The 11,954-nt window shown below is 45.5% G+C and carries 7 protein-coding genes and 1 pseudogene; 3 read left to right on the top strand and 5 right to left on the bottom strand.

Features of this window, described 5'->3' with window-relative positions:
* The first annotated feature begins 39 nt into the window (after nt 1-39).
* The gene (locus MKZ13_RS04190; RefSeq protein WP_221818770.1) at nt 40-807 is read left to right on the top strand and encodes a GNAT family N-acetyltransferase; all 768 of its coding nucleotides are present in this window, start codon (nt 40-42) and stop codon (nt 805-807) included.
* A 111-nt stretch (nt 808-918) separates the two neighbouring features.
* Here MKZ13_RS04190 and MKZ13_RS04185 read toward each other — a convergent pair whose 3' ends face one another.
* Nucleotides 919-3,297 (bottom strand): NdvB protein, encoded by a 2,379-nt coding sequence (locus tag MKZ13_RS04185; protein WP_221818769.1) that lies wholly within the window; start codon nt 3,295-3,297, stop codon nt 919-921.
* 127 nt (nt 3,298-3,424) lie between these two features.
* Nucleotides 3,425-3,843 (bottom strand): annotated as a pseudogene (locus MKZ13_RS04180) (ester cyclase).
* Nucleotides 3,844-4,146: 303 nt separating this feature from the next.
* Between MKZ13_RS04180 and MKZ13_RS04175 the strand changes: the two are divergent.
* Nucleotides 4,147-6,669 (top strand): transglutaminase-like domain-containing protein, encoded by a 2,523-nt coding sequence (locus MKZ13_RS04175; RefSeq protein WP_339182019.1) that lies wholly within the window; start codon nt 4,147-4,149, stop codon nt 6,667-6,669.
* 70 nt (nt 6,670-6,739) lie between these two features.
* Here MKZ13_RS04175 and MKZ13_RS04170 read toward each other — a convergent pair whose 3' ends face one another.
* Both MKZ13_RS04170 and MKZ13_RS04165 read right to left on the bottom strand, forming a co-directional pair.
* Entirely contained in the window at nt 6,740-7,735 is a 996-nt protein-coding gene (locus tag MKZ13_RS04170) for a BtrH N-terminal domain-containing protein (RefSeq protein WP_221818767.1), read from the bottom strand.
* A gap of 256 nt (nt 7,736-7,991) precedes the next feature.
* A complete protein-coding gene (locus MKZ13_RS04165) occupies nt 7,992-8,894 on the bottom strand; it encodes an SDR family oxidoreductase (RefSeq protein ID WP_017690578.1) in 903 nt (300 codons plus the stop codon).
* Between the two features lie 352 nt (nt 8,895-9,246).
* Here MKZ13_RS04165 and MKZ13_RS04160 point away from each other — a divergent pair, with 352 nt between their 5' ends.
* Nucleotides 9,247-10,251, top strand: coding sequence for a MerR family transcriptional regulator (locus tag MKZ13_RS04160; RefSeq protein ID WP_339182015.1), 1,005 nt, complete (start codon nt 9,247-9,249; stop codon nt 10,249-10,251).
* Between the two features lie 26 nt (nt 10,252-10,277).
* Here MKZ13_RS04160 and MKZ13_RS04155 read toward each other — a convergent pair whose 3' ends face one another.
* Nucleotides 10,278-11,807, bottom strand: a complete 1,530-nt coding sequence (locus tag MKZ13_RS04155) for an acetylhydrolase (protein WP_339182012.1) — start codon at nt 11,805-11,807, stop codon at nt 10,278-10,280.
* Nucleotides 11,808-11,954 lie beyond the last annotated feature (147 nt).

Here is an 11,954-nt window from a genome sequence, read left to right as displayed (position 1 = left end):
TTATGTATTATTATTTAATCATAAAATCGGAGGTTGGATATGACGCATACCATAGATTCAGAACACAAAACCATTGAAGAACTATCGCTTAACCACTGGCAACCCTTGTCCACCTTATTATATGACGGCTGGGTACTGCGTTTTGCCAAAGGATACACCAAACGTGCCAACTCCGTTCAACCGATCCACTACTCCACGCTAGATGTGCATGAAAAGATAGAGGAATGTGAGCGCATCTATGCTTCCAATCAGTTAAATACCATATTTAAAATCACGCCGTTTATTCAGCCGGATCATCTCGATCAACTTTTGCAAGACAAAGGGTATGCTGTAGTGGATCTCACCCACCTCCAGACTCGGAGTCTGGAACATATCAAAGAGCCTGAGCACCATGCTGTACAGATTGACGAGCAGTTGACCGCAACGTGGCTGGATCATTTTTGCAGGCTAAATCAGGTGAATGATCTGCAACGGGAAACGACCAAATTAATGTTGGACAATATCCGGACAAAGGTAGGTTTCATTTCGCTGTTGATCGACGGGCAAGTCGTCGCTTGTGGGTTCGGTGTAATTGAACGTGGCTACATTGGATTATATGACATCATTACAGACGCTAACTTCCGAAATCGTGGGCTTGCTGAACAGATGATCCTTCATCTCCTCCATTGGGCAAAAAGACAGGGCGCTACCTCCAGTTACCTGCAAGTGGTTGCGAATAATGCACCTGCCTTGAAGCTTTACGCCAAGCTGGGTTATTCCGAGATTTATAGCTATTGGTACCGAGTCAAAGAATCGAGCGAGTCCTGATCAAGCTGAAATTAAAAACTGCCCTCCTTCTATGAAGGAAAGGCAGTTTTTAATTTGCTTCGTGGTTGTTCAAAACTCTTCACATCGTTCAGCATTACTCCTTGCGCTTTTCTACAATGGCAGCTTCACCAGCACCTCATATTTCACGCCGGCTTGTATGTTCTTGATGATATCGCCTTCAATTCGTTGACCGTCAACATGCACTTCAATCGCTTGGACAGCTGCATCCTTCTTCATGTTCACGTTCAGCTCAGCCCCGCGGAACAACCGTGTAACCGACGCCTCGCTCCAATCCTCAGGCAGTTGTGGACGCACTTGAAGTCCTTGTGCATGACCTTGCAGTCCGAACAGGCCATCGATCAGGCAACGATACACCCAAGGCACCGTGCCGGTGTTGAACAGATGACTGGAACGCCCGGCTGTACGTGGGAATTGATGATAGGCTCCACGATAATAATTTGGGATAAATACAGGTAGCTGACCCCGTTGGAGAATATCCTCGGCATCGGGCCCCGGAATCATTTTACGCAGCAGACGATACGCCTTCTCCTTCTCGCCCACCAGGTACAACGCATAAATATAGAAAGCCGCCGCGTGATTGTACACTGCACCATTCTCTGCACTTCCGGGATGTTTCTGCGTAACACGTCCTACATCCTCCCGCATGGCTGTAAAGGACGGCGCAAGCTTTTCGACACCATATGGCGTCTCCAATTGTTCCTCTACGGCACGGATTAACTTCTCCTGTTTCTCCTGATCCGCAGCACCGCTCATAAGTGCCCAGCTCTGAGGATTGATATAGATGCGTCCTTCCACGTCTTTGCTTACACCAAACACGACGTTATCATCTGTAATTCCGCGGGCATACCAGTCTCCATCCCACAGATACTCATTGGCTACCGCATTGGTCTGATTGGCTTCCTGACGGAATTCCGCTGCAACCTCGGCATGCCCTGCCTGTTCACCAATATCTGCCCACACATTGAACGCATATGCCGTCGCAATGGTCAGCCAGCCGGATACGCCTTTGCCTTTGTATCCCACCATGTTCATCGGATCACACCAGTCACCCTGATTGATATAGTTCAACCCACGCGCATCACGCTCATGGATCAACCAGCGCATTGCAAGATTCATATGCTCCAGTACGGTAACCTTCTGTTCACTGTCTGTAAAAGCAACCTGTTCCTCCAAAATGCTATAGTCATTCGTTTCATCCAAATAGGTCTTCATACAGACCGGAAGCCAGATGCAGTGATCGGTATGAGGAACCTGGTTAATATATTTCAGTTCTGCGTCCGGGTGCAAAATAATGCCATCTGGCATGGCGCCGCTTATATGCTGCTGAGAGAGAGCGGTCAAGAACGCAGCCCGCGCAATCTGCGGCTGAATGTAACTCATGCCCATGTTGTCCTGCAAATAATTCCGCGTCTGCGGATCAGTTGTCAGACGATTCGTTTTGCCATGATAATACATCTGGCGAGGCAACCAGTGATTCACGACATTATCTAACCAGCTGTCCGGTGTCTCAATCTGGATGTTCCCTTGCCCTTCTGCAATATATTCAGCATATTCCTGCTCGGCTGCGGTGAAACCATCCTGTCCTGCCTCATTCTGCTTCACAAAATAATGCTGACGAATGCCCTCAATCTCTGTCTCATCATGAGCCGGGCCAAAAATAAATCGATATGCCTGCTCCGCTCCCGCTTCCAACTCTACTCTGTATTGCAATACGGCCACTGGTGTCTCATAACGTGCATCTCCACCAGCGAGTGTCTCCGACTGAAGGGCAGAAGGATTATGAAGTCCGCCTTCGCCTTCAAAGCTCTCATGATTCACTTCCCACGCGGTCGGCTGGTGATCTGCAAGCAGATAGGTTTTGTCGCTGTAGTTTTTGATTTTGCTATAATCCTGATATTTCTGATACGGCGTAACCGCCGAGCAGACAATGCCCTGCAAATCTTCCACATATGAACCGGACTGGTTCATCCATGACATATAGCCAACCGTATAATACGGGTAGATACTAAGCTTGCGTTTTCTCGAAGACAGATTGGTTACCTTCACACGCCACAGCTCCATGACCTCTTCCTTCGGCAGACGCAGGGACATCTCGATGCAAATGTCGTCTTGGACGACTTTCCAATGAATATCGTGTTTGCCTACGGCGAACGTATAGCTATCCGCTTGCTTGCGAACCGGTTCATACGGAGCGGAGAAGATTTCGCCACTTACTTCATCTTTAATGTAGACAAACCGTCCCGGATGGTGTGCATAATATGGCTGCTCCGGTTGCATAAACGTCTTCGCTTCCAGGTTGGGCGCATACGAGTATTTAGCAGGTTCGGGCTGCATGAATTGGGCCACCGCGTACCCCCGGCAATTCACATGAATCATCATCTTTTCATTCCAAAGGAATCCGGATGCCTTCGGTAAACTTGTAGGGCTTGTTAGTTCAACATATTGATTATCTTCCGTTGCTTTAATCATCACTGAACCTCACTTTCAGATAATAGTCAAAAGACAGAAAACGTTTTAGGTAACTTGTATACAACTTTGTCCATTATAACACGGGAACGCTTACAAAGAACTGAAAACTAAAAAAGAGCTGAGAAACTCAGCTCCGATTACGTTCCAATTGTCTCTCGATGCCCAACCTGTCGATCTGTATCCAATACTCTGCAATTCGTTCGTTTTCCACTCGATATACCGCACTGGCAATTTCAATCACCGGGAGGTTCGTTGGACTGTATCCGTCCACTTTGCCGATATGGGTTCCCGTTTGTCTCCAGCGCACATAGACTTTATCGCCTTGCGTCAGCAACTCCTGAATTTCGAGTGAAAACTCCCCGTAAGCTTCGATCATTTCTCGGACATGATCCGCATAATCGGAAGGGGTTCGGGTCACTGTGACCTCTTCTTCAGATATCACTTGATGGGCATTACCTGTTCCGCCATCACTTTGTTTGCATAATCAGGATTTCGGCCTGATCGGACCTCTTCAAAAAAGGTTCTGACAATCTTTTCTGCTGTCATACGCCACCCCAGCCTCCTCAGATTATTCTGTTATATATATAAATATGTAGTAACTCTTGTATTTTAACATGGTCCCCTCGCTACATAATTACAACTGTTCTATTGTTCTACAGGACTTAAAACCTACCATATCGCCTTGACAATGCGTCAATATGACCATAAACTAGCAAAGGATATTAGGAAATTAATAGGAGGTTTGTCCGTTAAGAGGTTCGAGTAAGGGTTTTAACCATATCTGATAATCTTTCGGTGTGTAGAAACGTAGCATTAGAACAACTCAGAAAAACAAGAAAGCGGTGTATCATGAAACGTCTATTTTTCATTATGTTTGCACTCACCCTGTTACTGGCTGGATGCCAGAGTACTGAACAGGAGAGTAGTCCGTCCGAAAATAACCCTACAGAAGTAGTAGAAGGTTCTACCATTTTAAGTTTGAAGCAGAAATACGGCTCTGAATCGGAACAAGCGATCATGCCGATGTACAATGTAGCTCAGGATGAAGAATTTACGTTCAATTTTAAAGCAGATTTAGGAAAATCTAATTGGTCCCTGAGAGATACCATATCCGTACATACCGATATTAAAGCACTCAAAGCAAGTGAAGTACCTTTATTATCAGATATTCATGACAATAGTATTTCTATTAGACCTCTTGGATGGGGCGTTTTAAGTTCAGATTCCATGATGAACAGGGGCCAAAGTTCTTGGGGTGGTGCCCCCATTTATTACATTCGTCTGAATTATGATCCTGACGCAGAGAACATGACGTTGCTCGATGAACCCATCATTATTCCGTTTACAGTGAAGTCAGAGTTACCTGTACCTAACCTAAGATACGAAATTGACAAAGATAGACGGTTCAAGTTGGTCTGGGACAAGGTTGAAGGTGCCACAGAATATAAAATTTATAAACGTTCTGACCTAACCAACTTCGATACAAATGTACCTCTAACTGGCGCAGAGGACGCGTTCAGTAATAGTCTGCCTTTAGATATTGCGGTAACGACAGAGACGTCTTTCAATGATTTTTTGAGAGACGGAAAAGGCGGGCTAGGCACTTATAATGAAATGATAACTACCACTCAGAACCATGGTATACGAGGAGAATATTACGTCACTGCAATCGGCGGAGGCAAAGAATCCAATTTTAGCAGAGGTGTCCCTACAGCTCCGCTTGCTTCCCAGTTGCCAACATCTCTGAAAGAACAATTGTATAGGGAGAAATTAAAGAATATAGATGTACTTCCTCAGAAAGCAACAGTTGAGTACAATGACGGCTCTCTAGCTCGTGAAACCATTGTCTATGATACCAAAAGCGTAGAAATTTCAGAGTTCAATGAAACGAATATTCCTTTTCATATTAAAGGAACAGCTCTGAAAAGTTACGTGCGTGTAGAAAATGTGACCCAAGCAGACCTGGACAGACTTGCTCAGCAAACCGTAGCCGATTCCAGCAACGGACTGGTGGAACCAAAGAATGACACACCTTACGTTCCTGCACCTGATGTGCCAACGATCATCAACAATCATGATGCACCTGAGTCTGCAACGGAAACAGAGGAAGCACCGGCTTCGGAAACTTCAACTCCAGAGTCTACAACCGATACTGGAACGTCAGAAGATGCAACTGATCCTCTATCTACTGAGGCTTCCGATGATACTTCTGATAATTCTTCAGATATGGCTTCTGAAGAAGCTTCCAATGAAGCACCTGCTCCAGCTCCCGAAGCTGAAGAAGACAACCTGGTAGATGAACAGAAATCCAATACACAGCAAAATGTAGAACAAGGTAATCAGGAAACCGTGCCTCAGCCTGCTACAGGTGATGCAATGATCAATGCAGATTCCGCATTGGAAGAAGTGTTAGCCAAAAACATGATTGCGGCACAAGATAAAATTTCGTTGAAAGCTTTTCCCGAAGCTCAAAATTTCTCGACACTCTCGGATGTTGTTCTGAAAGTGATGTACCAGAATCCATTGATTCTTGGTGTGGAAGGTTTCGAATACAACTATGGTACACTTACCCTTTCCATTTATTACAATGAATCGGCTAGTGGAATCCAGAAGAAGCAAGATGAGATTATTGCCAAAGCAAACGAAGTGGTGGCTTCCATTATCAAGAATGGTATGAACGAAGACGAGAAACGGAAAGCCATCTACGATTATCTGAACGATAACGCGAAGTATGATGATGCAGCGCTGGAAAATGCGGAGCAAAACAACTTCAAAAATGTCGATCCACAGTTTAATGACTCGTTCACCACATACGGTATTCTGGTCAAAGGAGTTGGGGTATGTGCCAGCTATGCTTCCGTTTACAAATTGCTCTCCGATCTCTCGGGATTGGAAAGCATCGTTGTAACGGGCGCTTCCAGCGGCGTTCCACATGCATGGAACAAGGTCAAAATCGGGAACGAATGGTTCCATGTCGATGCCACCAGCAACCTGACGAACTCCGGCATCCCGTATTTCCTGTACAATGCCAATGATGAGACTGCTGCAAGTCAGAAAACGATAGCGGATCAAGATTATTGGCTTGATTCCGAGCTCACGATGTTTAATGGCGAGAGCGATGCCAATGATTATTATGTGCAGAATGATCTCGAAGTCGCGTCCATTAATGAGTACAAAACCAAGGCTGAGAGTGAACTCAAAAAAGGAGAGAACCGGGTCATTCTCCGTTTCGCCTCACCTGTTGACTCTGATGAGCTGATGACAGCTGCCGGTGAAGCCCTCGCTGCAGTGGATGAAGCGCTTCTGAATACAGCACAATTAGCCACGCTAGGCAGTTATGCCATTCTGGACCCGAAACCAGAGCAGAAGTAACTTAGTTACACAGGAATCCCCCTTGCTTTCTAACAAGCAAAGGGGATTTTTTGTCTATTATTAGATGACTTCAAGCCATTGATTTAACCTGTTGCAATCTGGTAATAAAAGAAGAAATAAATGCTTTTTCTTTCATGAGATTCTGTTGCAGCCTCTCACTTATTTTACTAAGTGTACTTGCATCACGCGTTATATTGTATTTCAGAACTATATTTCTCAATTTAAAGTAGTCCTGTTTCAGAATAGTGCTTAATTCCATGAAGGTTGCATCTCGTTCAATGATTGATTTCTCCATTAAGTAAGATAAACGTAACTCCATTAATAGCTTATGTTCATACAAGAGATGAAAGACTCGTGAATCCAACGCTTCTCCAACTAGGGCTGCCTGCTCAATGTCGGTAAAGATACGTTGAATGGCTTTCATTCCAAAATCGTATTTCTGATCTCTCACTAAGTCATATGTCTCGCTTGAATTAAGATAGTTTTCCATCGCCGTTATCATTTGCTCCACATGAATTGCATAATTGATATTCTGGATAGGCTTAAGAAATCTCACTTCTGTCCAAAAACTGTATTCGTTAGACATGGCCCAGTAGCCTTTCTCAAGTTCATCCAGACTGCATGCGGTTTGTATGAATTTACCATCATCTAGATTATCAGCAATGTATATCAAATTTTGATCCAGGTCATACCCGTACACCAACAATTCATGCATAAGATGTTCTTTCTGATAATAGTCTGTACACGCAATGTAGTATCTATCTGCATAAATATATAGATAATATCCCATATCTATCGCTTCTGTAATCACTTGCTTAAGTGATGTTCCCCATTTGCTAATCACAATTTCTTGTGGCAGGTTGTAAAAGGAAATTCCCGGACAGGTACTTAGCAGAAACTGATGAGAATCAAACGAAAAAATTCCCCATCCATGTGCATACCTGATTTGTATAAAGTTATTGAAAATCCATGGCCATAAATCTTCGTTCATAACGGATGTTAATGTCCCATACGATGTGTACGTGCTTATGACAGGGTCACCTAGTTTAAGTACATTCTTGGCCATTACAGAATTCCTCCTTCGATTCCTAGGCATAGTATATTGATCTGAACAGATTCATTGTATAAGCAACGCACTCTCAGAGCTGGGAGCGAAGAACATGTTCTTGAATATATTACCATGTACCTTTCCTATTTTATATAAGAACGCTTTCATATATAAAAATATTTTATTTCTCTCATCTTAATGACAAAAAAGAGGATACCGCCCCCCAATATGGAGACCGTATCCTCTTATACAATGATCGGATTACCTAAGATATTTAAGGACTAACCGTACCGCCATTTGCATTCAATGTCTCGCCACTCACATAGCTGGATTCCTGGCTTGCCAGGAACACAAATGCCGGAGCCATCTCGGCAGGTTGTCCTGCCCGACCAAGCGGTGTATTGGAGCCGAAATCAGCCAGCTTCTCGACTGGTTGTCCACCCACGACCTGGAGCGGTGTCCATACCGGTCCTGGTGCAACAACATTGACACGGATCCCTTTGCTACCCACCTGTTGTGCCAGCGCTTTGCTGAACGTGTTAATGGATGCCTTTGTTGTCGCATAATCCAGCAGGATTGGCGAAGGTTTGTACGCCTGAATCGATGATGTGTTGATAATGGAGCTGCCCGGCTTCATGTGTTTCACAGCTGCTTTGCAGAGCCAGAACATGGAATACACATTTGTTTTGAACGTTGCATCGAATTGCTCGGTAGTCAGATCCGCAATCTGCTCCACAAACTGCTGTTTACCTGCCACGTTAGCTAGGATATCAATCCCGCCAAGCTCTTTTACCGCAGACTCAATAAGTTCTTCACAGTATTTCTCATCCTTCAGGTCACCTGGCATCGTAATTGCTTTGCGACCGGCTTCCTCAATCAGCTTCACAACTTCCTGCGCATCCGCTTCCTCTTCCGGCAGATAAGCCAGAACAACATCTGCACCTTCACGGGCAAACGCAATTGCTGCCGCCCGACCAATTCCGCTGTCGGCTCCGGTCACAACTGCTTTGCGTCCCGTTAATCGTCCGCTGCCTTTATAACTTTTCTCACCCGCATCGGGAACAGGCGTCATCTCACGCTGGAGCCCCGGCTCATCCTGCTGCTGTTTCCACTCCGGTGTAGCCTTCGGATATTGGGTCGTTGGATCTTGCATGGTGTGCTGGTCTTGATTAGCCATGTTCAATTTCCTCCTTGGTTATTTACATTGATCACTACGATCACAGAATAACCTTCCGATCGCTGTTATCCCCAGATTTTTTTCTCTCCCTTATATAAGGTGAAAATCCGGTGATAGCGTATGCTTCCGATGTAGCTTTCTTTCAGAAAGCTTTTAGGCGAGCACTCCGTTTCTTCAGATTATTTCTGTGCTCTTCGTTATCATGTAAATATTAAATTTATTATCAGAAGTTGTTTGCGTAAAAGTTGCACTCTTTCCTTTGTAACCGAGATAGGTGGAATTTAAACTGGACCTGCTACATTTCCTTGGCAACTATTCCGGTATTGAATCTCCAGTGACTGGAGGTTGTATAATGAATCATGAGGTGATCTCGTTGAACCCAAATAAAGAACCCTATTCCATTGGTGAAGCAGCCAAACTGATCGGCTCCACGGTGAAAACGATTCGTTATTACGATGAGATTGAACTGTTACAACCCTCCAATCATACGGAAGGCGGGCATCGACTCTATACAACACAAGACCTGTGGCAACTCGAACTCATTACAACACTACGTTATCTGAATTTCAGCATACCGGATATTCGAAAGCTCATGTCTGGTGAACTCGCGGTAGCACAGGCATTGGATCTGCAGATTGAAGCCCTGGAAACCCAGATCGGCACGATGAATTCCATGCTCTCTGTTTTACACCAAGCGAGGCAGCATGAAGAAGAAACTTCACTGCGCTCGGAACAGTCTCTCACTTATATCTCCAGTCTGGTAGAATCTCTGACGGCCAATGCGAGTAAGCGAAAACAATTTGTTGCTGCCAAGGTGGATGAATCCCATCTGCTGGACAGCATTCCGCAGGATTGGAGAGTATCGTTCCTGCACTTTTTCGACAAATACATGATGAAAGATACCAAACTGACGGCTCAGCAAACACTGGCCTGGAAGGAAATTCAGGAACTGATCAATGATCCGGCCTATTGGGCCGATCTGGCTCAGCTGGAGGTTCCATTCTTCATTATGGCGAATCAGCCACAAGTCGAAGCAGACGTCTGGGTGAAAAAAATGGAAACAATTCGCATTCGCACTGCCGAAGCGCTGGACAAACGTTGGGCCATCGATAGCCCTGCTGTGCAAAGCATGGTGTGGGACTTTGTGTTGATGTATGCAAGTGTCGAGCATGCCGAAACACCCGACGTATTTTTCAGCAAACAGGCCCGATATATGCTGGACTCTGTGACCGATCGCATTCTGCGTTTTAACAAGCTGTGCAAGGTGATGAATCCCGAATGGAGCCAGATTGTAGATGGCATTAACCTGTTGCAGGAGGGCATGCGGTTACGCTTAAAACAAATGGAAGAAGACTGAGCTTCAGTCTCCTTCCATTTTTACGTTTAGCCTTTTTTTAACGAATAGGATTCGTGCTCTCCCACTTCCTTGTCCATATAGAGCGCTTGCCCTTTCAAGTAGTGGTTGAAGAAATCAATCGTTGTATCGTTAACCAACTGTTGTGTCCCCCGCGCATCTACACCCTGCGTCCATTCGAGCAGTGGAGAGATCAGGTAGAGGTCGGAGAAACTCAGATGTTTGGTGTTGGTCAGCTCCATCCAGTAGTTCCCTCCTGCGGTTACCGGCTCATAGCGCTCGTACACTTCCTCGTAATATTTCTCGGCTTCCGGACGGGTCGTGCCCATCGCAGCAATTTCCTCGTCACTCATCACACTTGTACCTGCAACGGTTGAGTCTGCACTCATCATCAGGAACGGCTTGCCCACGCCTTCCGCAGGGATACGTTTCTCGCCAAACAATACACCATCCATATTCATGCCTGCTTTCACACGCGGATCATCCATTAACATCTGTACTGTCGTTGCTCCGCCAAATGAATGCCCAAACATGCCGATGTTGTCCAGATCCATATGTCCTGTAAAGCGTCCACTCGGGTCTCCCTCAGCCAACTTCTCCACCTCATCCAGTACAAACTGTGCATCCTTCACCCATGTCTCATTCAACTTGTCCATGTAACTGAACTGCAGCTGCTCAAAGCCTTCTTTCCCTTCGGATTCAAACTGCGCCACACGTCCATCCGGAAATACAGACACCAGACTGTTATACGTGTGATTGATGCCTACGACAATGTAACCTTGACTGACCAGCTGCTCGACCTGGAACGTATTCTGATTTTCATACCCATGCAGACCATGAGAGAAAAGAACAACCGGATACTTGGCTTCGGCATCAGACAACTGAGCTTCCTGTATCGCATGTGTTTTAACCTGACTCAGACTGGAAAATAAAAGCTTTGGCAGTTTCAGCACTTCATTGAAGGCTGTCCCGTAGATCTCCGGCTTATTAACATAAGGAGCTGTTGCGCCCTCTGCGTCTGGATTCGTTGGGTACCAGATCTGCACCATCAGCTCCCGTTTCTCTCCGGCGTTACTCGTCAGAAGTTCGTCACGGCTGTTATCTGTCCAATCGTAGGATACCGTTCCGATTCCATAAGGACCTGCTGGCTTGGCAAACGAAAATACCGGGAACAGTAGTGGCAAGCCAATGCTCACAATAGCGTATACCAGCACCAGAAGAGACGTTGCAATGATTCGAACACGCCCGAATTTGCCCGCCACAGGTGATGTGGAAGTGGATACCTCCGAACGTTTACTATTCAGCGAGGTTACACCTGACTGTTGCTGGCGTCTTGCCTTTGTAAATAACACAACCAGTGGAACCAACGTGAGCAGATACGCCGGAATCATCGGCCAACGAAATCCCTCGACTATACCATGGATGATCAACAGCACACCTGATATGGCGAATCCACCCCATACCATTTTCCGAAAATGTTGACTCTGTCTCCCGATCCCGATTACCCCCACGAATATAAGCAGGTTGAAAATAAGATAAATCCATTCTACTGTTTTCATAAGATGTATGCCCCCTTGTCTGCCTCCAATCTTAAAACCTCCAGTTACAGGAGATTCAAGCATGATTTTTGCGGATAAAAAAATGCACTCCCTGAATGACGCTGAATCACCCTCAGGTTCTCCAATGGTTTCAAGGAATGCATGTAT

Source organism: Paenibacillus sp. FSL R5-0701, from assembly GCF_037973995.1.
In the GTDB taxonomy this organism is placed as follows: domain Bacteria; phylum Bacillota; class Bacilli; order Paenibacillales; family Paenibacillaceae; genus Paenibacillus.
This window is presented reverse-complemented; position numbering and strand designations above follow the sequence as displayed.

What these genes read in the sequence shown, in the direction of transcription:
- MKZ13_RS04190 (WP_221818770.1), top strand. Translation starts at nt 40, where the DNA reads ATGACGCATACCATAGATTCAGAACACAAAACCATTGAAGAACTATCG.
- MKZ13_RS04185 (WP_221818769.1), bottom strand. Translation starts at nt 3,297, where the DNA reads ATGATTAAAGCAACGGAAGATAATCAATATGTTGAACTAACAAGCCCT.
- MKZ13_RS04175 (WP_339182019.1), top strand. Translation starts at nt 4,147, where the DNA reads ATGAAACGTCTATTTTTCATTATGTTTGCACTCACCCTGTTACTGGCT.
- MKZ13_RS04170 (WP_221818767.1), bottom strand. Translation starts at nt 7,735, where the DNA reads ATGGCCAAGAATGTACTTAAACTAGGTGACCCTGTCATAAGCACGTAC.
- MKZ13_RS04165 (WP_017690578.1), bottom strand. Translation starts at nt 8,894, where the DNA reads ATGGCTAATCAAGACCAGCACACCATGCAAGATCCAACGACCCAATAT.
- MKZ13_RS04160 (WP_339182015.1), top strand. Translation starts at nt 9,247, where the DNA reads ATGAATCATGAGGTGATCTCGTTGAACCCAAATAAAGAACCCTATTCC.
- MKZ13_RS04155 (WP_339182012.1), bottom strand. Translation starts at nt 11,807, where the DNA reads ATGAAAACAGTAGAATGGATTTATCTTATTTTCAACCTGCTTATATTC.